The organism is Geodermatophilus bullaregiensis (assembly GCF_016907675.1).
GTDB classification, from domain to species: domain Bacteria; phylum Actinomycetota; class Actinomycetes; order Mycobacteriales; family Geodermatophilaceae; genus Geodermatophilus; species Geodermatophilus bullaregiensis.
Genome location: NZ_JAFBCJ010000001.1, coordinates 2,213,164 through 2,236,300 on the forward strand (window position 1 = coordinate 2,213,164; position 23,137 = coordinate 2,236,300).

The 23,137-nt window shown below is 74.6% G+C and carries 21 protein-coding genes; 8 read left to right on the top strand and 13 right to left on the bottom strand.

The features are described 5' to 3' along the window. Nucleotides 1-95: 95 nt before the first annotated feature. Nucleotides 96-1,385: an adenylosuccinate synthase gene (locus JOD57_RS10445; RefSeq protein WP_204691968.1), complete on the bottom strand. Its 1,290-nt coding sequence runs from the start codon at nucleotides 1,383-1,385 to the stop codon at nucleotides 96-98. A 65-nt stretch (nucleotides 1,386-1,450) separates the two neighbouring features. Between JOD57_RS10445 and JOD57_RS10450 the strand changes: the two genes are divergently transcribed. The 3 genes from JOD57_RS10450 to JOD57_RS10460 all read left to right on the top strand — a co-directional run bounded on the left by JOD57_RS10450 (nucleotide 1,451) and on the right by JOD57_RS10460 (nucleotide 4,016). After that, nucleotides 1,451-2,065: a hypothetical protein gene (locus tag JOD57_RS10450; protein ID WP_204691969.1), complete on the top strand. Its 615-nt coding sequence runs from the start codon at nucleotides 1,451-1,453 to the stop codon at nucleotides 2,063-2,065. 86 nt (nucleotides 2,066-2,151) lie between these two features. Continuing rightward, on the top strand, nucleotides 2,152-3,204 hold the full coding sequence (locus tag JOD57_RS10455) for an ABC transporter permease (protein WP_307824598.1): 1,053 nt from the start codon (nucleotides 2,152-2,154) through the stop codon (nucleotides 3,202-3,204). Beyond that, complete coding sequence (locus tag JOD57_RS10460; protein ID WP_204691971.1) at nucleotides 3,201-4,016, top strand: ATP-binding cassette domain-containing protein; 816 nt, start codon at nucleotides 3,201-3,203, stop codon at nucleotides 4,014-4,016. The genes JOD57_RS10455 and JOD57_RS10460 overlap by 4 nt, the downstream gene beginning before the upstream one ends. Before the next feature lie 42 nt (nucleotides 4,017-4,058). Here JOD57_RS10460 and JOD57_RS10465 read toward each other — a convergent pair whose 3' ends face one another. From JOD57_RS10465 to clpB, 9 genes are all read right to left on the bottom strand, one after another. Continuing rightward, nucleotides 4,059-4,202, bottom strand: coding sequence for a GPGG-motif small membrane protein (locus tag JOD57_RS10465; protein ID WP_204691972.1), 144 nt, complete (start codon nucleotides 4,200-4,202; stop codon nucleotides 4,059-4,061). A 104-nt stretch (nucleotides 4,203-4,306) separates the two neighbouring features. Then, nucleotides 4,307-4,717: a DUF3151 domain-containing protein gene (locus JOD57_RS10470; protein ID WP_307824599.1), complete on the bottom strand. Its 411-nt coding sequence runs from the start codon at nucleotides 4,715-4,717 to the stop codon at nucleotides 4,307-4,309. After that, nucleotides 4,714-5,748 (bottom strand): class II fructose-bisphosphate aldolase, encoded by a 1,035-nt coding sequence (gene fbaA / locus JOD57_RS10475; protein ID WP_204691973.1) that lies wholly within the window; start codon nucleotides 5,746-5,748, stop codon nucleotides 4,714-4,716. The genes JOD57_RS10470 and fbaA overlap by 4 nt, the downstream gene beginning before the upstream one ends. Before the next feature lie 93 nt (nucleotides 5,749-5,841). Further along, the gene (locus tag JOD57_RS10480; RefSeq protein WP_307824600.1) at nucleotides 5,842-7,239 is read right to left on the bottom strand and encodes an FAD-binding oxidoreductase; all 1,398 of its coding nucleotides are present in this window, start codon (nucleotides 7,237-7,239) and stop codon (nucleotides 5,842-5,844) included. A 32-nt stretch (nucleotides 7,240-7,271) separates the two neighbouring features. Beyond that, the gene (pyrE, locus tag JOD57_RS10485; protein ID WP_204691975.1) at nucleotides 7,272-7,874 is read right to left on the bottom strand and encodes an orotate phosphoribosyltransferase; all 603 of its coding nucleotides are present in this window, start codon (nucleotides 7,872-7,874) and stop codon (nucleotides 7,272-7,274) included. Nucleotides 7,875-7,947: 73 nt separating this feature from the next. Continuing rightward, a complete protein-coding gene (locus JOD57_RS10490; protein WP_204691976.1) occupies nucleotides 7,948-8,622 on the bottom strand; it encodes a fasciclin domain-containing protein in 675 nt (224 codons plus the stop codon). Nucleotides 8,623-8,762: 140 nt separating this feature from the next. Continuing rightward, nucleotides 8,763-10,439: a molybdopterin-dependent oxidoreductase gene (locus tag JOD57_RS26815; protein WP_204691977.1), complete on the bottom strand. Its 1,677-nt coding sequence runs from the start codon at nucleotides 10,437-10,439 to the stop codon at nucleotides 8,763-8,765. A 65-nt stretch (nucleotides 10,440-10,504) separates the two neighbouring features. Next, nucleotides 10,505-11,182 carry a hypothetical protein gene (locus tag JOD57_RS10500; RefSeq protein ID WP_204691978.1) on the bottom strand — a complete coding sequence of 226 codons (678 nt, stop codon included), beginning with the start codon at nucleotides 11,180-11,182 and terminating at the stop codon, nucleotides 10,505-10,507. 209 nt (nucleotides 11,183-11,391) lie between these two features. Continuing rightward, nucleotides 11,392-13,977 carry an ATP-dependent chaperone ClpB gene (clpB, locus tag JOD57_RS10505; RefSeq protein ID WP_204691979.1) on the bottom strand — a complete coding sequence of 862 codons (2,586 nt, stop codon included), beginning with the start codon at nucleotides 13,975-13,977 and terminating at the stop codon, nucleotides 11,392-11,394. A gap of 200 nt (nucleotides 13,978-14,177) precedes the next feature. Between clpB and JOD57_RS10510 the strand changes: the two genes are divergently transcribed. Continuing rightward, complete coding sequence (locus JOD57_RS10510) at nucleotides 14,178-14,651, top strand: MarR family winged helix-turn-helix transcriptional regulator (protein WP_275582076.1); 474 nt, start codon at nucleotides 14,178-14,180, stop codon at nucleotides 14,649-14,651. A 99-nt stretch (nucleotides 14,652-14,750) separates the two neighbouring features. Further along, nucleotides 14,751-15,194 (top strand): OsmC family protein, encoded by a 444-nt coding sequence (locus JOD57_RS10515; protein ID WP_204691980.1) that lies wholly within the window; start codon nucleotides 14,751-14,753, stop codon nucleotides 15,192-15,194. A 67-nt stretch (nucleotides 15,195-15,261) separates the two neighbouring features. Here JOD57_RS10515 and JOD57_RS10520 read toward each other — a convergent pair whose 3' ends face one another. From JOD57_RS10520 to JOD57_RS10530, 3 genes are all read right to left on the bottom strand, one after another. Further along, nucleotides 15,262-16,908: an MFS transporter gene (locus tag JOD57_RS10520; RefSeq protein ID WP_307824601.1), complete on the bottom strand. Its 1,647-nt coding sequence runs from the start codon at nucleotides 16,906-16,908 to the stop codon at nucleotides 15,262-15,264. 71 nt (nucleotides 16,909-16,979) lie between these two features. Next, complete coding sequence (locus JOD57_RS10525; protein WP_204691981.1) at nucleotides 16,980-17,462, bottom strand: MarR family winged helix-turn-helix transcriptional regulator; 483 nt, start codon at nucleotides 17,460-17,462, stop codon at nucleotides 16,980-16,982. An 89-nt stretch (nucleotides 17,463-17,551) separates the two neighbouring features. Further along, nucleotides 17,552-18,301, bottom strand: coding sequence for an IclR family transcriptional regulator (locus JOD57_RS10530; RefSeq protein WP_307824602.1), 750 nt, complete (start codon nucleotides 18,299-18,301; stop codon nucleotides 17,552-17,554). A 512-nt stretch (nucleotides 18,302-18,813) separates the two neighbouring features. Between JOD57_RS10530 and JOD57_RS10535 the strand changes: the two genes are divergently transcribed. From JOD57_RS10535 to glcF, 3 genes are read left to right on the top strand one after another with little or no spacing between them, the layout of a single operon-like run. Then, a complete protein-coding gene (locus JOD57_RS10535; RefSeq protein ID WP_204691983.1) occupies nucleotides 18,814-20,301 on the top strand; it encodes an FAD-linked oxidase C-terminal domain-containing protein in 1,488 nt (495 codons plus the stop codon). After that, a complete protein-coding gene (locus JOD57_RS10540; protein ID WP_204691984.1) occupies nucleotides 20,301-21,488 on the top strand; it encodes an FAD-binding oxidoreductase in 1,188 nt (395 codons plus the stop codon). The genes JOD57_RS10535 and JOD57_RS10540 overlap by 1 nt, the downstream gene beginning before the upstream one ends. Next, nucleotides 21,489-23,120, top strand: a complete 1,632-nt coding sequence (gene glcF, locus JOD57_RS10545; RefSeq protein WP_204691985.1) for a glycolate oxidase subunit GlcF — start codon at nucleotides 21,489-21,491, stop codon at nucleotides 23,118-23,120. Nucleotides 23,121-23,137: the final 17 nt, after the last annotated feature.

Here is a 23,137-nt window from a genome sequence, read left to right on the forward strand (position 1 = left end):
GATGATCAGGTGACCTGATCCCGGCGCGTCCTCCCGCACCGCCCACGGTCAGGGAGGACGCGCCACGGTCAGGTCACCTGATCGTGGCGCGCCGACTACTCGAGCAGGTCGTGGACGACGACGTTCTCGTCGCGGCCGGGGCCCACCCCGATGACGCTGATCCGCGCACCGGAGAGCTCCTCGAGCCGGCGCACGTAGGCCTGCGCGGCGGCCGGCAGCTCGTCGAAGCCGCGGCAGTGCCGGATGTCCTCGGCCCAGCCCGGCATCTCCTCGTAGACCGGCTCCGCGTGGTGGAAGTCGGTCTGCGTCATCGGCATCTCCTCGTGCCGGACGCCGTCGACGTCGTAGGCGACGCAGATCGGCACGGTCTCCAGGCCGGAGAGCACGTCGAGCTTGGTGAGGAAGTAGTCGGTGATCCCGTTGACCCGGCTGGCGTAGCGGGCGACGACGGCGTCGAACCAGCCGCAGCGGCGGTCACGGCCGGTGGTCACGCCGACCTCCCCGCCCTGCGTGCGCAGGTACTCGCCGCTGGCGTCGAACAGCTCCGTCGGGAACGGTCCCGAGCCCACGCGGGTCGTGTAGGCCTTGAGGATCCCGACCACCCGGGAGATGCGGGTGGGACCGATGCCGCTGCCGGTGGCCGCGCCGCCGGCGGTCGGGTTCGAGGAGGTCACGAACGGATAGGTGCCGTGGTCGACGTCGAGCAGCGTGCCCTGCGAGCCCTCCAGCAGCACCCACTCACCCGCGTCGAGGGCCCTGCCCAGCAGCAGCCGGGTGTCGGCGATGCGGCCCTTGAGCTGCTCGGCGTAGCCGGCGTACTCCTCGACCACCTCGTCGACGTCGATCGCCTTGCGGTTGTAGACCTTGACCAGGACCTGGTTCTTCTCCACCAGGGTGCCCTCGAGCTTCTGCCGCAGGATCGACAGGTCGAGCAGGTCGGCCACCCGGATGCCGGTGCGGGCCACCTTGTCTCCGTAGGCCGGCCCGATGCCGCGCCCGGTCGTGCCGATCTTGCGCTTGCCCAGGAACCGCTCGGTGACCCGGTCCAGCGCCCGGTGGTGCGGCATGATCAGGTGCGCGTCGGCCGAGAGCACCAGGCGCGAGGTGTCGACGCCGCGCTCCTCGAGACCGGCGAGCTCGCCGATGAGCACCTGCGGGTCGACGACGACGCCGTTGCCGATGACCGGCGTGCAGCCCGGGGTGAGGATCCCCGACGGGATGAGGTGGAGGGCGTAGCGCTCGCCGTCGGGCGTGATCACCGTGTGCCCGGCGTTGTTGCCGCCCTGGTAGCGGACCACGTAGGGCACGCGGCCCCCGAGCAGGTCGGTGGCCTTGCCCTTGCCCTCGTCGCCCCACTGGGCGCCGATCAGCACGACTGCCGGCATCGGGTGGTGGACCCCTTCGTCGTCGACACCGGCAGCGACCGGCCTGTCGGTGGCAGGGTATCGGCATGTCCCTCGTCGAGTTCGACCTGCGCGGTCTCGAGCCCGGCCGGGCGCCGGAGCGGGCCGCCGTCGCGGAGGCGGCGGGAGCGGGGGCGCTGCTGGTGCGGGGACCGGTGGCCGCGCTCGCGGCGGTGCTGGCCACCCTGCACGGCGCCGGCCGGACCGCCGCGGTGCCCGTCTCGTGGGAGCCCGCCGACGACAGCTCGTCGCGGGGGCTGGCCCGCGACCTCGGCGTCGGCACCGGCGGCGAGCGGGAGATGACGCTGGTCCGCGACGACCACGGCGGCGTCCTGCTGCAGCACGGCCGCTACGAGGCGGCCGAGCAGGGCCGGCTGCCGCTCGCCGCCCGGCTCGGCGTCCAGGCCCACCACGACGACGCCCGGGTGGCCGACGGGACGGTCGCGCGGATCGACGTCCGCCCCGACTGGCGCGCCGTCGACACGATCCGCGTCGTCGTGTCCGCGCAGCTGGTGCGCCCGCCGCGGCGCAGCACCGGCCGGGCGCTGCAGCTGGCCAGCGACCCCGCGCGGGTCACCCGCGACGGCGTCCCCTACGCCCGGCCGGTCACCCGCTGGACCTGGTACGCCGACGACCGGGTGCGCTGGCGCCTGCGTCCCTGAGGACGGCCGCCGTCGTGGACACTGGGGGTCCCGAGCCGAGGAGGACCGCTGCGCCCGTTCCCGACCGTGCCCGGGGTGCCGTGCCGGTGACCGCCGACCGCCTCGTCTTCGCCCGTCGTCCGGCGCCGCCGCCGCGGCAGCGGCTGCTCGACCGGGTGCTGGTGCGCCCCAGCCTGCCGGCGGTGCTGGGACTGGTGGTCGTCGTCCTGGTCTTCGGTCTGCGGGTGCCCGAGCTGCTCTCGGTCGGGGGCCTGGCGGGGGTCCTGGACGCCGCCGCGCTGCTCGGCATCGGCGGGGTCGCCGTGGGCCTGCTCCTGGTGGGTGGCCACTTCGACCTCTCGATCGGCACGCTGGCGGTGTCCAGCGCCGTCCTCACCGGGATCCTCGCCGGGCCGGCCGAGTGGGGCGTCTGGCCGGCGCTCGCCACGTCGCTGGCCGCGGTGCTGGTGGTGGGCCTGGTCAACGGGTGGCTCGTCGTCCGGACCGGACTGCCCAGCTTCCTGGTCACCCTCGCCACGGCGCTGGTGCTGCAGGGCGTGACGGTGGCCGGGATGCCGCTGGTGGCCGGTGCCCCCCGGGTCAGCGGCCTGGACGAGGCACCCGGCTGGGCCTCGGCGTCGGCGCTGTTCGGGTCGACGGCGGAGGTCGGCGGCGGCGTGTTCTCCGTCGCGCTGCTGTGGTGGGTCGCGCTCACCGCCGGTGCCGGCTGGCTGCTGTGGCACACCCGCTTCGGCAACGCGGTGCTGTCGATGGGCGGGTCCCGCACGGCTGCCCGCGAACTGGGCGTGCCGGTCCCCCGGACGACGCTGGTCCTCTACGCCCTGACCGCGGCGGCCGCCTGGCTGCTCGGCACGCTGACCCTGGTGCCGGCCGCCAGCGTGGCCGCGACGCCGTCGCTGGCCACGGCGATCGACTTCGTGGTGGTCGCGGTCATCGGCGGCTGCCTGCTGACCGGCGGCTACGGGTCCATGGCCGGTGCCGCGGCCGGCGCGCTGCTCTACGCCGTCGCCCGCCAGGGGGTGGAGCTCTCCGGCTGGGACCCGCGCTGGTCACAGGCGCTGCTCGGCGTCCTGCTGCTGGTCGCGCTCCTGGTGAGCGGGGTGGTGCGCGGCCGGCTGCGGGCCGCGCCGCGGTCGTGACCGCCGCGGACTCCGGCCGGCCGCCGGTGCTGGAGCTGCGCGGGCTGACCGTCCGCTTCGGCAGCGTGGCCGCGCTCGACCGGGTCGGCGTCACGCTGGACGGCGGGCGGATCACCTGCGTGCTCGGGGAGAACGGCTCGGGCAAGTCGACGCTGGTCTCGGTGCTGTCCGGGCTGACGCGGCACGACGAGGGCGAGCTGCTGCTCGACGGCGTCCCGGTGCGCTTCCGCGACCCCCGTGCGGCGCGGGCCGCCGGGATCGCGACGGTGTGGCAGGACCTCGCCGTCGCGCCGCTGCTGTCGGTGTGGCGCAACTTCTGCCTCGGCGCGGAGCCCACCCGCGGCGTGTGGCCGCTGCGCCGGCTCGACCGCGACGCCGGGCGGGAGACCACCGTGCGGGCGCTGGAGCGGGTCGGCGTCACGGGGGTCGACCCCGACCGCCCGGCCAGCGCGATGCGCGCCGGCGAGCGGCAGAGCCTGGCCATCGCGCGGGCCCTGCACTTCGGCGCGCGGGCGCTGGTGCTCGACGAGCCGACCGCGCCGATGACCATCGCCCAGCAGACGCTGGTCGGCCAGGCCGTGCTGCGCGCGCGGGCCGAGGGTCTCGCCGTCGTGCTGGTGACGCACAACCCGCGCTACGCGCACCTGGTCGGCGACCGCTACCTGCTGCTGGCGCGCGGCCAGGTGGCCGGTGACCTCACGCGCGCCGACGTCGACGCCGACGACCTCACCCGGCTCATGGCCGGCGGCGAGGAGCTCACCGCCCTGACCACCCGCCTGCACGAGCTGCACCCCGAGCTCGGCGAGCGCTGAGCCCGTGCACCTCCGCGGAGGTGCACGGACTCCGCGACGGGGTCAGGTGAAGAAGCTGACGCCGCCGGGACCCACGAGCAGGCCGACGACGATCAGCACGATCCCCCAGAGCAGTTGCCGGCGGACGATCGCGAGGATGCCGGCGATCACCAGGACGACGGCGAGGATCCAGAGCAGTGTTTCCACGTGCCACCTCCCATGACCCGGGCACGAGCGCCCGGGACACGGAGTGTGGCCCTGACCAGGCCCTTCAGCCAGTCGTGCACCTCCGCGAAGTGCACGACCCCGCGTCAGGCGGCCAGGGACGGGTCGCAGTCGCGCAGCAGCTGGGTGCAGCGCTCCTGCTCGTCCACCTCGCCGATCGCCTCGGCGGCGCGGGCGAGGACGGTGACGCAGCGCAGGAAGCCCCGGTTGGGCTCGTGCGACCACGGCACCGGGCCGTAGCCCTTCCAGCCGTTCCTGCGCAGCGCGTCGAGGCCGCGGTGGTAGCCGGTGCGGGCGTAGGCGTAGGCCTCGACGGTGCGGCCGCCGTCGATCGCGCCCTCGGCCAGCGCCGCCCAGGCCGCGCTGGCCCGCGGGTGCCCCGCCGCCACCTCGGCGGGGTCGGTGCCGGCCGCCAGCGCGGCCTCCGCCTCCGGGTCACCGGGCAGCAGCGTGGCCGGCGGCTCGCCGAGCAGGTTGTGCCCGTGGGTCACGCTCACGCCCCCTGCGACTGACCGGCCGAGAGCAGGTCCTCGCAGGCCTGCACGACGCGGGCGGCCATGCCGGTCTCGGCCAGCTTCATGTAGGTGCGGGGGTCGTAGGTCTTCTTGTTGCCGACCTCGCCGTCGATCTTGAGCACGCCGTCGTAGTTGCTGAACATGTGGCCGACGATCGGCCGGGTGAAGGCGTACTGGGTGTCGGTGTCGACGTTCATCTTCACGACGCCGTAGGACAGCGCCTCGCGGATCTCCTCCTGCGCGGAGCCCGAGCCGCCGTGGAAGACCAGGTTGAACGGCTTGGCGCCGTCCCCGAGGCCGAACTCCCCCGCCACGACGTCCTGGCCCTCCTTGAGGATCTCCGGGCGCAGCTTGACGTTGCCGGGCTTGTAGACGCCGTGGACGTTGCCGAAGGTGGCGGCGAGCAGGTAGACGCCCTTCTCGCCGAGGCCCAGGCTCTTCGCGGTGGCCACGAAGTCGCCGGGGGCGGTGTAGAGCTTGTCGTTGATGTCGTGGCTGACGCCGTCCTCCTCGCCGCCGACGACGCCGATCTCCACCTCGAGCACGATCTTGGCGGCGGCGCACTTCTCGATGAGCTCGGCGGCGATCTGCAGGTTCTCGTCGAGGTCGATGGCCGAGCCGTCCCACATGTGCGACTGGAACAGCGGCGCCTGGCCGGCGTCGACCCGGTCCCTGGACAGGGCGATCAGCGGGCGGACGTAGGCGTCCAGCTTGTCCTTGGGGCAGTGGTCGGTGTGCAGCGCCACGTTGACCGGGTACTTCTCGGCGACGACGTGGGCGAACTCGGCCAGCGCGACGGCGCCGGTGACCATGTCCTTGACCCGGGTGCCCGAGCCGAACTCGGCGCCGCCGGTGGAGACCTGGATGATGCCGTCGCTGCCGGCGTCGGCGAAGCCGCGCAGCGCCGCGTTGACCGTCTCCGAGGAGGTGCAGTTGATCGCCGGGTAGGCGAAGCCGCCCTCCTTGGCCCGGTTGATCATGTCGGCGTAGACCTCGGGGGTCGCGATGGGCATGCGGGCACTCCTCGTCGATCGGCGCTGGCTGCCGGTCAGCATCCCACCTGCCGGGGCCGCGCCGACAGCGGGCGTTCCCCCGGGTCGGGGCCCTCAGTGGCGGCGCAGCACCTTGCCGGGGTTGAGCAGGCCGGCCGGGTCGAGGGCGTCCTTGATCGAGCGGTGCACGTCCAGCGACACCGCGCCGAGCTCGCGCTCGAGCCAGTCGGCCTTGAGCACGCCGATGCCGTGCTCGCCGGTGATCGTGCCGCCCAGCGACAGGCCCAGCTCGAGGATGGCGTCGAACGCCGCGTGCGCGCGGGCACGCTGGTCGGGGTCGGCGCCGTCGAACACCACGGTCGGGTGCATGTTGCCGTCACCGGCGTGCCCGACGACGCCGACGACCAGGCCCGAGTCCGCCGCGATGGCGTCGCAGCCGTCGATGAAGGTGGCCACCCGCGACCGCGGGACGGCGACGTCGTCGAGCAGCAGGCTGCTGCCCAGCCGCTCGAGCGCCGGCAGCGCCATCCGCCGCGCGGTGAGCAGCAGGTCGCCCTCCGCCGGGTCGTCGGTGGAGTGCACGAGGTCGGCGCCGGCCTCCTCGCACAGCCGGGTGAGCGCCGCGATCTCCTCGGCCGCCACCGCGCCGCCGGCGTCGGACTGGGCGATCACCATCGCCTGCGCGTCGCGGTCGAGGTCGGCCCTGAGCAGGTCGTCGACCGCGCGGATGCAGGTCCGGTCCATCACCTCGAGCATGCTGGGCATCAGGCCGCTGGTGACGACCGACTCCACGACCTGGCCGGTCTGCGCGCTGGTGGCGAAGGTGGCCACCAGGGTCGACGGCGGGTGCGGGACCGGGCGCAGCGCCAGCGTGGCCTCGGTGATCACCCCGAGGGTGCCCTCGGAGCCCACGAACAACCGGGTGAGGTCGTAGCCGGCGACGCCCTTGACGGTGCGCCGCCCGGTGCGCAGCACCCGCCCGTCGGCGAGCACGACCTCCAGGCCGAGGACGTAGTCGGTGGTGACGCCGTACTTCACGCAGCACAGGCCGCCGGAGTTCATGGCCAGGTTGCCGCCGAGGGTGCACCAGTCGTAGCTGGCCGGGTCGGGCGGGTAGAACAGCCCGGCGCCGCGGACGGCGTCGCGCAGGGTCTTGCTCACCACCCCGGGCTGGACGACGGCGAGCCGGTCGGCCGACGACACCTCCAGGACGGCGTCCATGCGGGTCATCACCATCGTGATCCCGCCGTCGACGGCGTTGCACGCACCGACCAGGCCGGACCCCGCGCCCCGCGGCACCACCGGGACGCCGTGCCGGGACGCCACCCGCATGACGGCCGCCACCTCGTCGGTGCTGCGCGGGAAGACCACCGCGCCGGGCGTGCCGGCCTCGGTGAACATGGCCTGGTCGCGCGCGTAGGAGGCGGTGACGTCGGGGTCGGTGAGGACGCCGTCCGCACCGAGCGCGGCGGTGAGCTCGTCCAGCCAGGCCGTGGTGGTGGTCGCGGTCACCCGCACCACGGTACGGCGGGCCCGCTCGGGGCTCAGCCGAGGCCGAGGTCGGCCTGGGTGAAGGCGGCGCGGTACTCCAGGCCCGCGGCCTCGACGGCGGCCCGCCCGCCGCGGTCGACGACGACGGCGACGGCGAGCACCTCGGCGCCGGCCTCCTGGAGCGCCTCGACGGCGGCCAGCGGGCTGCTGCCGGTGGTGGACACGTCGTCGACGACGAGCACCGCCCGCCCGGCGACGTCGGGGCCCTCGATGCGGCGCTGCAGGCCGTGGGCCTTGCCGGTCTTGCGGACGACGCAGGCGTCGAGGAAGCCCTCGCCGCCGGCCGCGGCGTGCAGCATCGCGGCGGCCACCGGGTCGGCGCCCAGGGTGAGCCCGCCGACGACGTCGTAGCGCAGGTCGCCGGTGAGCTGGCGCATGACCCGGCCCACGAGCGGGGCGCCCTCGTGGTGCAGCGTGAGCCGGCGCATGTCGATGTACCAGTCGGCCTGCTGCCCGGAGGACAGCGTCACCTCCCCGTGCACGACGGCGAGGTCGACGACCAGCTCGAGCAGGCGGTCGCGGTCGGGGTGGCCGGTCCCGTCCCACGGGCCCGCCCCGGGAGACGATGGGCGGGGAGGGACGGGGTCCTTCTGCATGCGGCCGACCCTACGCAGCGCACCGGCCCGGCTCCGCGAGGGAGCCGGGCCGGTGCGCCGGGGTGCGAACGGGTCAGGCGGTGGCAGGGGCCAGGACCTGGTCGACGATGTAGACGGTCGCGTTCGCCGTCTGCACGTTGCCGCAGATGACCGACGCCGGGGTGCCGGTGACGGTCCGGGCCACCGTGAAGTCCTCACCCGTGCCCTCGATGGTGACCTGGTCGCCGTTGAGCGTGGTGTGGGTGCCGGCGAGCTGGTCGGGGCTCAGGCGACCCTCGACCACGTGGTGCGTGAGGATCGCGGTCAGCTGGGCCTGGTCGGCCAGCACGGCCGCGAGCTGGTCCTGCGGGACGGCCTCGAAGGCCGGGTTGGCCGGGGCGATGACCGTGATGTCCTGCGCGCTGTTGAGGGCGTCGACCAGGTTGGCCTGGGTGACGGCCTGGACCAGCGTGGACAGGACCGGGTTGTTGCTCGCGGCGGTGGCGACCGGGTCGTCGGTCATGCCGGTGAAGCTGCCCTCGCCGTCGGCGGGGACGGCGGTGCAGCCGGCACCGAAGGGCTCGTCACCGGCCGGCTGCGCGCTCGTGCTCTCCGCGGTCTCCTCGGCCATGCTGCTGGGGGCCGCGCTGCTGCTCTCGGAGGAGCCCGAGGTCTCGCTCGCGTCGCTGTCGGAGCTGCAGGCGCTCACGGTGACCGCGAGGGTCGAGGCGGAGGCCAGCAGGATGCCGCGGGTCAGGGTGCTCGTCACAGGTGTGCTCCTCGGTCGTCGTTGCGGGAGTCCCTCCCGACCCGTTCGCGGGGTCGGGAGAGGCGTCTGCGGCGGGGGCCGAGACGGGTCGGGGGGTCCGGGCGTGCGCCCTGCCGGTCCTGGCCGGCGGGGCGGGGCCGCTAGGTCGCGATCACCCGGATGGACTGGAGGCCGCTGGCCCCACGGGGGAAGGGCGCGGCACGCTCCTCGGTCTGCACCTCGCCGTCGGCCGCGGTGGCCCGGACGGTGAGCTGGTAGGAGCCCGGCGCGAAGTCGTACGGGAGCACCCACTGCCGCCACAGGTCGGCGTCGACCTGCGGGGACAGCTGCGCCTCCAGCCACTCGCCCTCGTCGACCCGGACCTCGACCCGCTGGATGCCGCGGGTCTGCGCCCACGCCACGCCGGCGACGGGGCGGCGGCCGGCGGGGAAGCGCCGCAGCGGCGCGGGGGTGTCGATCCGCGAGAAGACCTTGATCGGTGCCTGCGCGGCCCAGTCGCGCTCGGTCCAGTAGGCGTCGAAGGCGTCGTAGGTGGAGGCCTCGATCTCGGTCATCCACTTGCAGGCCGAGACGTAGCCGTAGAGGCCCGGGATGAGCATCCGCACCGGGAAGCCGTGCTCGACGGGCAGGGGCTCGCCGTTCTGCCCGAAGGCGATCATCGCGTCCTCGACCTCCAGGGCCGCGCGGGTCGAGGCGCCGATCGTCATCCCGTCGCTGGAGCGGCAGACCAGCTGGTCGGAGCGGGACTGGATCCCGTTCTCCCGGAGGAACGCGCCGAGCGGGATGCCGGTCCAGCGGGCGGTGCCGGCGAGGGTGCCACCGACCTCGTTGGAGACGCAGGTGAGCGTGATGTCGCGCTCGATGACGTCGTCGCGGTCGAACAGGTCGGCCAGCGTGTAGGTCCGCGGGGAGTCGAACATCCCGCGCAGCGTCAGCCGGTAGTCCGCGGGCCGGATCTGCGGCACGGTGATCGCGGTGTCCACGCGGTAGAGGTCGCGGTTCGCGGTGAACAGCGGCGTCAGCCCCTCGACCCGCTCGGCGAGGTCGGCACCGGGCGGCAGGGCCGCCGCCGGGGACGACGGGGTCGGCAGGGTGAGGTCGCCGCGCGCGCTGCTGACGTCGAAGCGCTGCCGCAGCAGCCGGCCGCCGCCACCGGCGACCGCGGCCGCGCCGAGGGCGACCCCACCGGTGAGGAGGAACCGGCGGCGGTCCACGCCGGCGCCCTTGCGGTCGGCCGAGGCGAGCGCACCGCGCAGCCGGTCGAGGACCACCTCGTCGGCGTGCCGCGCGGCGGCGTCGTCGGCCGGCGGGGTGGCGGACCGCGCGGGGGTGGGCAGCGTCAGGGGGCGCACCAGCTGCAGCAGGGCGACGGCGCCGGCGAGGGCGCCGACCGCCGACGGCAGCGCGTCGAGCAGGCCGCCCGCCGGGCGGGTGACCGCGGCCAGGGCGCCGATCAGGCCGAACAGGCCGGTGCCGGCGACACCCAGCCGGCGGGAGCGCAGCGAGACCAGGCCGACGAGCACCGCGTAGAGCGCGACGACGACCAGCGTGCCGACGACCAGGGCGATCTTGTCGTGCTCGCCGAAGGTCGCGATGGCGAACTGCTTGACCGGCTCGGGGACCAGCGTGATGACCGCGTCGCCGACGGCGACGACCGGGGAGGACGACGGGCCGACGACGCCGGCCGCGAGCTCGGCGACGCCCAGCGCGACGCCGGCGGACAGCAGCCCGGCCACGGCGGCGAGCGGACGGCGCCCGCGGCGGGACGCCAGGTCCGGCCCGGCCGCCGAGGCCGGGGCCTGCTCGGTCGTGGTCACGGTCGGTCTTCGTGACCCGCCGTCCCATGGGTTCACATCTGCGGTAACGGTTCCGTAACGAGCCGTCAGCGCAGTCCGGCCTGACGGCGCGCGGTCATCGCCCGGTACCACTCACTCGACGGCCGCAGCGCCAGCGCGACGACCCCGACGAGCGTGAGCAGCAGCGAGAAGACCGACAGCGAGTCGAGGAAACCCGAGCCCGCGACGCCGCCACCGGCGCCGGCCAGGGCGCTGAGGCCGAGGAGCACGCTGAGCCCGCCCAGCACCAGGAGCACGATGCGCGCCCAGTTGCGCCCCTTCCAGGCCAACCAGATGAACAGCGCCTGGAGGCCGACCAGCAGCAGCCCGATCACCGCGCCGACGACGACCCCGGCGCGGACGACGTCCTCGGTGACGGCCGGGTCGTCCGCGAGCGCCACGGCCTCCGCGACCAGGCCGTCGATGTCGGAGAACTGCACGAGGGAGGAGACGAGGCCGAGGATCAGCGTGGCGATGAAGGCCCCGATCCCCACGCGCACGGTCGTCGGCCGCTCGGGTGCCTCCGGCGCGAGGTGCGGGCCGGGGGCCGACGGAGCGGCCGCGTAGCCGTACGGCGGCTGCCCCTGCCAGCCCTGCTGCTGCCCCTGCCAGCCCTGCTGTGGGTCCGGCCAGCCCTGAGGAGGCGGCGGACCCTGCCAGCCGGGCTGGCCCTGCGGCGGCTGCCACCCCTGCCCGGGGTCCTGACCGCCCTGCCCTGACGTCATCGTCCACTCCCTGCTCGCCGGTCGGGTGTCCGGGCGATGATCACCCGCCGGCCGGGGTCCCGGCCAGCGCCGGGGGTCGATCGAGACCGGATCGATGGCGACGCGCGGCGGCCCCGCCGTCCCGGGTGGGACGGCGGGGCCCCGCTGGACGCCCCCCTGCAGCGGTCCGCCGCGAGCCGGCGAGCGGTGGGGGGCAGGGAGGTCCTCCCTCAGCCGCGGCCGACCGTCAGGCCCTCCTCGGCGAGGTCCTCGTGGGCGTCGACGGCGACCTCGTCGCCGTCCCGGATCTCACCGGCCAGCAGCGCGCGGGCCAGCGGGTCGCCGATGGCCGACTGCACCAGCCGGCGCAGCGGCCGGGCGCCGTAGACGGGGTCGAAGCCGTTGATCGCCAGCCACTCGCGCGCGGCGTCGGTGACCCGCAGCGTGAGCCGGCGGGCGGCCAGCCGGCGGGCGAGCACGCCGACCTGGATGTCGACGATCCCGGCCAGCTCCTCGCTGCCCAGCGCCCGGAACACCACGACGTCGTCGAGGCGGTTGAGGAACTCGGGCTTGAAGTGCGACCGGACGACGTCCATCACCGCCGCCCGCCGCGACTCCTCCGGCAGCGACTGGTCGGCGATCAGCTGCGAGCCGAGGTTGGACGTGAGGATCAGCAGGGTGTTGCGGAAGTCCACCGTCCGCCCCTGCCCGTCGGTGAGGCGCCCGTCGTCGAGGACCTGCAGCAGCACGTCGAAGACGTCCTGGTGGGCCTTCTCCACCTCGTCGAGCAGCACGACGGTGTAGGGCCGCCGCCGCACCGCCTCGGTGAGCTGGCCGCCGGCCTCGTAGCCGACGTAGCCCGGGGGGGCACCGACCAGGCGGGCCACCGAGTGCTTCTCGGAGTACTCGCTCATGTCGATGCGGACCATCGCCCGCTCGTCGTCGAAGAGGAACTCCGCCAGCGCCTTGGCCAGCTCGGTCTTGCCGACGCCGGTGGGACCGAGGAAGAGGAACGACCCGGTGGGCCGGTCGGGGTCGGAGATGCCCGAGCGCGCCCGGCGGACGGCGTCGGCGACGGCGCGGACGGCGTCGGGCTGGCCGACGACCCGCCGGCCGAGGCCCTCCTCCATCCGCAGCAGCTTCGCGGTCTCGCCCTCGAGCAGCCGCCCGGCGGGGATGCCGGTCCAGGCCTGGACGACCTCGGCGATGTCGTCGGGGCCGACCTCCTCCTTGAGCATCGACTCGCCGGTCTGCACCGAGTCCTCGGCCGCGGCCAGGGAGCGCTCCAGCTCCGGCAGCCGGCCGTAGCGCAGCTCGGCGGCGCGGGCGAGGGCGCCGTCGCGCTCGGCCCGCTCGGCCTCCGTGCGGACCGACTCGAGCTCCTCCTTGATGCGCTGGATCCGCTCGATGGCCGACTTGTCCTGCTGCCAGCGGGCGGTCAGCTCGTCGAGCTGCTGGCGCCGGTCGGCGAGGTCGGCCCGCAGCGCGGCCAGGCGCTCCTGGGAGGACGGGTCGTCCTCCTTGGCCAGCGCCATCTCCTCGATCTCCATGCGGCGGACGGCGCGCTCGACCTCGTCGACCTCGACCGGCCGGCTGTCGATCTCCATCCGCAGCCGGCTGGCGGCCTCGTCGACCAGGTCGATCGCCTTGTCGGGGAGGAACCGGGCCGTGACGTAACGGTCCGACAGCGTCGCGGCGGCGACGATCGCGGCGTCGGTGATCCGCACGCCGTGGTGGACCTCGTAGCGCTCCTTGAGACCGCGCAGGATGCCGATCGTGTCCTCCACGGAGGGCTCGCCGACGTAGACCTGCTGGAAGCGGCGCTCGAGCGCGGGGTCCTTCTCGATGTGCTCGCGGTACTCGTCGAGCGTGGTGGCACCGACCATGCGCAGCTCACCGCGGGCGAGCATCGGCTTGATCATGTTGCCGGCGTCCATGGCGCCGTCGCCGGTGGCACCGGCGCCGACGATCGTGTGCAGCTCGTCGATGAAGGTGACCACCTGGCCCTCGGCCTCGGTGATCTCCTGCAGCACGGCCTTCAGCCGCTCCTCGAACTCACCGCGGTACTTGGCGCCGGCCACCATCGCGCTCAGGTCGAGCGCCATGAGCCGCTTGCCCTTGAGGCTCTCGGGGACGTCGCCGGCCACGATGCGCTGCGCCAGCCCCTCGACGATGGCGGTCTTGCCGACGCCGGGCTCGCCGATGAGGACCGGGTTGTTCTTGGTGCGCCGGGACAGCACCTGCACGACGCGGCGGATCTCGGTGTCGCGGCCGATGACCGGGTCGATCCTCCCCTCGCGGGCGCGCTCGGTGAGGTCGACGGCGTACTTCTCCAGCGCCTGGAAGGTGCTCTCCGGGTCGGCGGTGGTGACCTTGCGGTTGCCGCGGACCGTGCGGAAGGCGGCCAGCAGCGCGTCCCGGGTGGCGCCGGCACTGGTCAGCACCGAGCCGGCCTCACCGTCGGAGCCGGCCAGGCCGACCAGCAGGTGCTCGGTGGACACGTACTCGTCGCCGAGGGCGCTGGCCTGCTCGCCGGCGGCGTTGACCACGCGCAGCAGCTCACGGGACGGCGAGGGCGCGGCGACGGTGGCCCCGCTGACGCTCGGCATGCGCCGCAGCGCCGCCTCGGCCTTGGCGCGGACGTCGGCGGGCTCGGCACCGGCGGCGGCCAGCAGGGGCCCGGCGATGCCGTCGGTCTGCTGCAGCAGGGCGACGAGCAGGTGCAGGGGCTCCAGGGCGGCCTGCCCGCGGTCGACCGCCAGCCGCTGGGCGGCCGCGAACGCCTCCTGCGAACGGGTGGTCAGCTTGCTCTCCATGGTCGGTGTGGTCGGTCCTCTCGTCAGGCGGTGGCCGGGATCCGGCCGGTTCGGTCTCGACGGGTCCAACGAACCGGGAGTTGAGTCTGTTCCACTCAACCCTCCCGCGCCGGGAGGACGCACCGGCGGGTCGCCCCCAGGGGGTTGACACCCGCCACAACTGCATGCCACGCGACCTGGTTGCTCCTACACTGCTGGACATGACGATGACGCGCGAGGAGCCACAGCTCCCCGCACCGAGCGTGGCTCTCGACGACCAGCTCTGCTTCGCCCTGTACGCGGCCTCGCGTGCCATGACGGCGCGGTACCGGCCGATGCTCGAGGAGCTGGGTCTGACCTATCCCCAGTACCTCGTGATGATGCTGCTCTGGGAGGAGGACCAGCAGACCGTCGGCCAGCTCGGCCAGCGCCTGGCCCTCGACAGCGGCACGCTCTCCCCGCTGCTCAAGCGGCTCACCTCGGCCGGCCTGGTGACCCGGCACCGCCGGGTCGAGGACGAGCGCTCGGTCGCCATCGCCCTGACCGACGAGGGCCGCGCCCTGCGCGACCGGGCCTTCGCCATCTCCCAGGACATGATCTGCGCCCTGCACCTCGACGTCGACGACTTCGCCGACCTCAAGCAGACGCTCAACGTGCTGACCCAGCGGGTCAACGAGGCGCCGCGCCTCCCCTGACCGGGAGGTGGGTTGCGTACAACTCACCTGGGTAGGGGCGCGGGGTCCGCGGTGCCGGCGAGCAGACGCCGGCGCCCACCCGACCGGAAGGCAGCGCCCATGCCCACCCGTACCGCACGCACCGCCTGGAACGGCACCCTCGAGCAGGGGTCCGGCCAGGTCGAGCTGACCAGCTCGAAGGTCGGCACCTACGAGGTCAGCTTCCCCAAGCGCGCGGCCGACGAGGCCGGTGGCACGACCAGCCCCGAGGAGCTCGTCGCGGCAGCCCACTCCGCGTGCTTCGCGATGCAGCTGTCGGCCAACATCGCGCAGGCCGGCGGGACGCCGCAGTCCCTCGACGTGCGAGCCGACGTCTCCCTCGGCCCCGACCAGGCCGACGGCGGCTTCGCGCTCACCGGCATCACGCTCACCGTGCGTGCCGAGGTCGACGGCCTCGACGCCGCCGGGTTCGAGAAGGCCGCCCAGGAGGCCAAGGCCGGGTGCCCGGTCAGCAAGGCCCTGTCCGGCGTCGACATCACCCTGGACGCCGCGCTCGAGAGCTGAGGCACCACAGCACGACGGCCCGCCCCCCTTCGCGGGGAGCGGGCCGTCGTGGTCCCGGGGCGGGTCCTCAGCGGGCGGCGCCGACCGCCGCGTCGTCGGCGAGGGCCGGCTCGGACTCGCGGCGCAGCCGCTCCTCACCGCTCTCGGTGCGCAGGGCCACCTCGCGGATCAGCACGATGGCCACGACGGCGACCACCGCGATGACCGCGGAGACCAGGAAGATCCGGCCGGTCGCGTCGCCGTAGGACACCCGGATGAGCTCCTGGACGGGCGCCGGCGCGTCGGCGAGGTCGGCCAGCCCGACGCTGCCCGCGCCGCTGCCGGCCGCGGCCGCCTCGGGCGGGAGCCCGGCGGCGATGAGGGTGCCCACCCGGCTGCTGAGCACCGCACCCAGCACGGAGACGCCGATGGTGCCGCCGAGGCTGCGGAAGAAGGCCACCGCGGAGCTGGCCGCGCCCAGGTCGGATGCGGCGACGGTGTTCTGCACCGCGAGCACCAGGTTCTGCATCGTCATGCCGATCCCCGTGCCGAGGACGAAGAGGAAGACGCCGAGCGGCACCATCGACGTCTCGTGGTCGATCGTCGCCAGCAGGCCGAACCCGGCGACGACGAGCAGCGAGCCGGCCACCAGGTAGCCCTTCCACCGGCCGTACCGGGTGATGAGGATGCCCGAGACGGTCGAGGAGACCAGCAGCCCGCCGACCATCGGGATGGTGAGCAGGCCGGCCGCCGTCGGCGAGTAGCCCCGCGAGATCTGCAGGTACTGGCCGAGGAAGACCGTCGAGCCGAACATCGCCACACCGATGGCCACGCTGGCGACGACGGCCAGCGTCGTCGTCCGGTCGCGGAACAGCCGCAGCGGGACGATCGGCTCGGCGGCCCGCGTCTCGGTGACGAGGAAGGCGACGATCGCCAGCGCGCCGCCGGCGAGGAACAGCGCCGTCTCCGTGGACGCCCAGGCGAACTGGTCACCGGCGAGGGTGACCCAGATGAGCAGCGCCGAGACCCCGGCGGTGAGGAAGGCCGCCCCCAGGTGGTCGATGCGGACCCGCCGCCTGGTGACCGGCAGGTGCAGGGTGCGCTGCAGCAGCACCAGCGCCACCGCGGCGAACGGGACGCCGACGTAGAAGCACCAGCGCCAGCCCAGCCAGCTGGTGTCGACCAGCAGGCCGCCGAGCAGCGGACCGCCGACGGTGGCCACGGCCATGACGCTGCCGAGCAGGCCCGAGTACCGGCCGCGCTCGCGGGGGCTGATCATCGCGGCCATCGCGATCTGCACCAGCGCCTGCAGGCCGCCCAGACCCAGGCCCTGCAGCACGCGCCAGCCGATGAGCGTGCCGACCGACTGCGACAGCCCGGCCAGCATCGACCCGACGATGAAGACCACGATCGCGATCTGGATGAGCAGCTTCTTGCTGAACAGGTCGGCGAGCTTGCCCCAGATCGGCGTCGACGCCGTCGAGGCCAGCAGGGTGGCCGTGACCACCCAGGTGTACTGGCTCTGGCTGCCGCGCAGGTCGGTGATGATCGTCGGCAGGGCGTTGGAGACGACGGTCGAGGACAGGAACGCCACGAACATCGCCAGCAGCATCCCCGAGAGCGCCTCGAGGATCTGGCGGTGGGTCATGCGGCCCTGCTGCTCGACCGGCGCCTCCGGCTCGACCGGCGGTCGAGGGGTGGCGGCCCCGGTGTCGGGCTCGTGGGTGGTGGTCACGGTGCTCCTGGACGATCGGCGGTCGGAGGTGGACGGGAGCGGCGCCGGTGCCGCGAGGGGGTGGGACGCGCTCACGAGGCGGCCCCGAGGGCGGTGCGGGAGGGCGCGGGGGCGGCACGGTCGAGGTCGGCGGCCAGTCGCTCGAGGAGCTCGCCGAGCCGGCGGGCGTCCTCCTCGTCCCAGTCGGCGAGGGCGGCGGTGGCCCACTCGGAGCGCACGGCCCGCGTGCGGGCGAGGGCGGCGGCACCGGCCTCGGAGAGCCGGATGAGACTGGCCCGCCCGTCGTGCGGGTCGGGCCGGCGGTCGACGTGGCCCTGCCGCTCCAGGGCCGCCACCTGCCGGCTGACGACGGAGACGTCGACGCCGGCGTGTGCGGCCAGCGCGCTGCAGCGCTGCTCGCCGTCGCGCTCCAGCGGGAGCAGCAGCCCCCATCCGAAGGAGGGCAGGCCGCCGCGGACGGACTCGGCGGCACGCGTGGAGACGTGCCGGCCGGTGCGGACCAGCCGGGCGACGGCGGCGACGAGCCGGTCCCGGGTGCCGGGAGACAGGGTCATGAGGTCCTCACGGGGAGGTAAGTGCTTGTAGACCGCAACCATACGTCCGGTTGGTTGCGGCAGACAACTTCATCCCCGTGTCCGGTACCTCACGTCCCGGGTCGGGCCGGGTCCTGCCGGAGCTCGGTGGCCAGGGCGGCGGCGGCCGTCTGCAGGAGCGGCACGACCCGCGACACCGCGTCCATGCCCAGCCGGCCCGCCGGACCCGACACCGAGATGGCGCCGGCCGCCGAGCCGCCGGGCACCGGGACGGCGACGCACCGGACGCCGGCCTCCTGCTCGCCGTCGTCGACCGCGTAGCCCAGCTCGGCGACGGACGGCAGCTGGGCGAGCAGCCGGTCCGGGTCGGTCACCGTGCGCTCGGTGCGCACCGGCATGCCGGCCTGGGCGAGCAGCCGGCGCACGTGGTCGGGCGGCAGCTGGGCGAGCAGGACCTTGCCGACGCCGGTGCAGTGCAGGTGGACGCGCCGGCCGACCTCGGTGAACATCCGCATCGAGTGCCGCGAGGGGACCTGGGCGACGTAGACGACCCGGTCGCCGTCGAGCAGGGCGAGGTTGGCCGTCTCGCCGATCTCGTCGACCAGCCAGGACAGGTGCGGCTGCGCCCAGGTGGCCAGCATCCGCGACGAGCTCTCCCCCAGGTGGATCAGCCGCGGACCGAGGACGTAGCGCCGGGACGGCAGCTGGCGCACGTAGCCCCGGGCCACGAGCGTGCGCACCAGGCGGTGGATGGTCGAGAGGGCCAGGCCGCTCTCGGCGGCCAGCCGGCTGATCGCGACCTCCCCTCCGGCGTCGGCCATCAGCTCGAGGAGCACGAACGCGCGCTCCAGGGACTGCACACCCTCCGCCGCGCCGCCCGCGGCTCCCCCACCGTCCGCCACCCCGCCACCTCCGCCCGGACCCCGGTCCGCCGCTCCCGACCAGGGGGTCCACGCACCCCGCCTTGACCCCCGGTGACCGGGCGCACTACCTTCCGGACCGGTCGTTTTCCAGACTGTAGACACCGTCTTCCACGATGCGGAACCATCGCCGGCCTCCCCTCCCGACTCGCTGAGCAGACGCGGCGGCGGGACCATGACCGACCACGAGGACCCACACCGACAGGGAGAACCGTGAGCAGCAGCGCGGACGGAGCAGGCCTCGAGGTCACCGGCCCGACGGGCGACCGGTACGAGGAGGTCCTGACGCCGGGGGCGCTCGAGCCGGTCGGCGCTCGCGGAGTCCCGCGGCGACGCCTCCGCCTCCGGCCGCCGGGACGACGCCCGCGCGCTGTCCACCGAGGTGGCGCCGGCCGACGGGTCCTCGGACCTCCTGCCCCTGCCCGCCCACGAGCGCACGCCACGAGGACGCCATGACCGCCATCGCCGAACCGGACACCTCCCAGCGCACCGCCGCCCTGGCCGAACGACTGCGGGCCGCGGTGGGCACGGAGCGGGTGCTCACCGACCGCACCCAGGTGCGCACCTACGAGTGCGACGGGCTGGCCAACTTCAAGGTCACCCCGGCGATCGTGGTGCTGGCCGAGAACCGGCAGCACGTCGTCGACACGGTCCGGCTCTGCTCCGAGGCCGGCGTGCCGTTCGTGGCCCGCGGTTCCGGGACCGGGCTCTCCGGTGGCGCGCTCCCCCGTGCGGACGGCGTCCTGCTCGTGACGTCCCGGCTGCGCTCGATCGGAGCGGTCGACGCCGACAACCGCCAGGTGACCGTGGAGCCCGGCGTCATCAACCTGTGGGTCACCCGCGACGCGACGCCGTTCGACCTGGCCTACGCGCCCGACCCGTCGTCCCAGCTGGTCTGCTCGATCGGCGGCAACGTGGCCGAGAACGCGGGGGGCGCGCACTGCCTGAAGTACGGCTTCACGGTCAACCACGTCCTGGGCGCCGAGGTGGTGCTGCCCGACGGCGAGGTCGTGCACCTCGGCGGGCGCGCCCCCGAGCACCCGGGCTACGACCTGCTGGGCGCGTTCATCGGCAGCGAGGGGACGCTCGGCGTCGCCACCGAGCTGACCCTGCGGCTGATCCGGGTGCCGGAGGCCGTGCAGACCATGCTCGTGGGCTACCGGTCGGTCGAGGACGCCGCCGGCACGGTCAGCGACATCATCGCGGCCGGGATCGTGCCCGCCGCCGTCGAGATGATGGACGCCCTGGCCATCGAGGCCGCCGAGGCCGCGGTGAGCTGCGGCTATCCCGAGGGCGCGGTGGCGGTGCTGGTCATCGAGCTCGACGGCCCCGAGGTCGAGGTCGAGGCCCAGTTCCGGCAGGTCGAGGAGATCGCGCGGCGGCGCAACGCCTTCGAGACCCGCATCGCGGCCGACGCCGCGGAGCGGGCGCTGATGTGGAAGGGGCGCAAGTCGGCGTTCGCGGCGGTCGGCCGGATCAGCCCCTCCTACTTCGTGCAGGACGGCGTCATCCCCCGCACCAAGCTCCCCGAGGTGCTGGCCGAGATCGACCGGATGGCCGACGAGAGGGGGCTGCGGGTGGCGAACGTGTTCCACGCCGGCGACGGCAACCTGCACCCGCTGGTGCTCTTCGACGACGCGGTGGAGGGCCAGGCCCACGAGGCCGAGGAGCTGGCCGGAGCCATCCTGGAACTCTGCATCACCTCGGGTGGCTCCATCACCGGCGAGCACGGGGTCGGCCAGGAGAAGCGCATGAAGATGGGCAAGCAGTTCACCGCCGAGGACCTCGACACCATGCAGCTGGTCCGGTGCGCCTTCGACCCCGACGGCATCGCCAACCCGGGCAAGGTCTTCCCGACCCCGCGGCTGTGCGGGGAGCGGCCGGGCGTCCACAAGGGCGAGCACCCGGTGCAGGCGGCGGGCCTCGGCGAGGTCTTCTGATGACCGCACCGACCGTCACCCGCCGGGCCGGTGGCCCCGACGACGCCGTCGGCGGGGTGGCGCCGCGCGAGGTCGTCCGGCCCGGGACCGTCGAGGAGGTCGCCGACGTCCTGCGGGCCGCGGCGGCCGACGGGCTCACCGTCGTGCCGGTCGGCGGGCGCAGCAAGCTGACCTGGGCGGCACCGCCGAGCTCCTGCGACCTGCTCCTCGACGTCACCGGCCTCGACCGCGTCGTCGAGCACGTGGCCGGTGACCTCACCGTCGTGGCCGAGGCCGGGGTCCGGCTGGCCGACCTGCAGGCGCAGCTCGGCCAGGCGGGCCAGCTGCTCGGCCTCGACCCGCCCGAGGACGGCGCCACGCTGGGCGGCGTGGTGAGCGCGAACGCCTCCGGGCCCCGCCGCCTGCACTACGGCACCACCCGTGACCTGCTCATCGGCACCACCGTCGTCCTCGCCGACGGCACCGTCGCCCACGCCGGCGGCAAGGTCGTCAAGAACGTCGCCGGCTACGACCTCGGCAAGCTCTACACCGGGGCCCACGGCACGCTGGGCGTCGTCGTCTCCACGACCTGGCGGCTGCACCCGGTCCCGCCCGCGCGCCGGCTGGTCACCCTCGAGCTGCCGGACGTCGCGGCCGCGGGGCCGCTGTCGGTCGCGCTGGCCCGCTCGACGCTCACCCCGTCGGCCGTGGAGCTGATCGGCACGGCCGGCGGTCCCGGGCGGCTCGTCGTGCTGTTCGAGTCGATCGCCGAGTCGGTGACCGACCAGGCGCGCGCCACCGTGGCGCTGCTGGGCGGCGGTGAGGAGTCCGAGGAGCTGCCCGCCGACCTCGGCCGGCGGCCCGGCGGTGCGGACGACGTGCTGCTGCGGCTGGCCCACGTGCCGGCGGCGCTCTCGCCGGTGCTGCGCGCGCTCCCCGCCGGGACGGCGGTGGCCGCGCACGCCGCCACGGGGGTGTCCTACGCGGCCGTGCCGGCCGGCGAGGCGGTCGACGTGCTGCCCCGGCTGCGGGCGGCCGTCGCCGAGCACGACGGGACCGCGATCGTGCTGCGTGCGCCGGAGGGTCTCGTGGACCGCCTGGACCACTGGGGCCCGGTGGGGGACGCGCTGGACCTGATGCGGCGGGTCAAGGAGAGGTTCGACCCCGAGCGACGGATGTCGCCGGGCCGGTTCGTCGGAGGGTTGTAGATGACGGAGATCACGCCGGGCAGTCACGACCGGGGCGACTCGCCCCCGCCCGGGTCCCCCGGCGCCTCCCCGAACGTCGGCCCGGTGCGCGACTCGGCCGCCGACCTGCCGCCCGGATCGCCCACCGGGGCCGCCCGGGCGGCCGACGAGGCCCCCTCGGCGGTCGTCGGGGCGCGCCGCCCGCTCGACATCGGCCAGGACATCGACCTGCCGGCCGGCACCGGGGCCGCCACCGTGGGCACCTCGACCCTGCTCGGCCTGCCGGAGACGCGGCAGGCCGTGCAGCCGGCCTTCGACGACCACCACCCGCCGGACGCCGCGCTCATCGGTGACTGCGTGCACTGCGGGTTCTGCCTGCCGACCTGCCCCACGTACGTGCTCTGGGGCGAGGAGATGGACAGCCCCCGCGGGCGCATCTACCTCATGAAGGAGGCACTGGAGGGCGAGCCGCTCGACGACTCGATGGTGCGCCACTTCGACCAGTGCCTCGGCTGCATGGCCTGCGTGACGGCCTGCCCGTCCGGCGTGCAGTACGACAAGCTCATCGAGGCCACCCGCCCGCAGGTCGAGCGGCGGTACCGGCGGCCGCGGTCGGAGAAGCTCTACCGCGACCTCATCTACAACCTGTTCCCCTACCCGCGGCGACTGCGTGCGCTGCGCGGGCCGCTGCGGGCCTACCAGGCCAGCCGGCTGGGCAGCCTGCTGACCCGCACGGGGCTCATGCGGAAGCTGCCGGCACCCCTGCAGGCCATGGAGTCGCTCGCGCCCAAGCTCGGCCCGGTCGAGCGCGTCCCCGAGCGGACGCCGGCCGTCGGTCAGCGGCGCGCGGTCGTCGGGCTGCTCGCCGGCTGCGTGCAGGGGACGTTCTTCCCCGACGTGAACGCCGCGACCGCGCGGGTGCTGGCCGCCGAGGGCTGTGACGTCATCCTGCCCAGGCGCCAGGGCTGCTGCGGGGCCCTGCCCGGCCACGGCGGCCGGGAGGAGCAGGCCCTCGGCTTCGCCAAGCGGACGATCGAGACCTTCGAGCAGGCCGGGGTCGACTACGTCGTCGTGAACGCGGCCGGCTGCGGCTCGAACATCAAGGAGTACGGCCACCAGCTGCGCGACGAGCCGGAGTGGGCGGAGCGCGCCGAGGCGCTGGCCCGGAGGTCCCGGGACGTCACCGAGTTCATCGACGAGATCGGGCCGGTCGCCGAGCGGCACCCGCTGCCCATGACCGTCGCCTACCAGGACGCCTGCCACCTGGCCCACGCGCAGGGCATCCGCGAGGAGCCGCGACGGCTGCTGCGCGGCATCCCCGGCGTGGAGCTCAGGCAGCTCACCGAGGCCGAGCTGTGCTGCGGCAGCGCCGGCACCTACAACATGCTGCAGCCGGAGCCGGCACGGGAGCTCGGGGAGCGCAAGGCAGCGGCCGTCCTCGCCACCGGGGCGGACCTGATGGTGACCGCCAACCCCGGCTGCTGGATGCAGGTGGCGACGACGCTGGCCCGGATGGGCAAGCGGATGCCGGTCGCGCACACCGTCCAGGTGCTGGACGCCTCGATCCGGGGCGTCCCCGTCGAGGACCTGATCGAGCGGGCGCTCAACGGCCCCGGCACCGCCCTGGCCAGGGCCTCCACCGCGGACCGGTGACCGCTCGGCCGACCCCG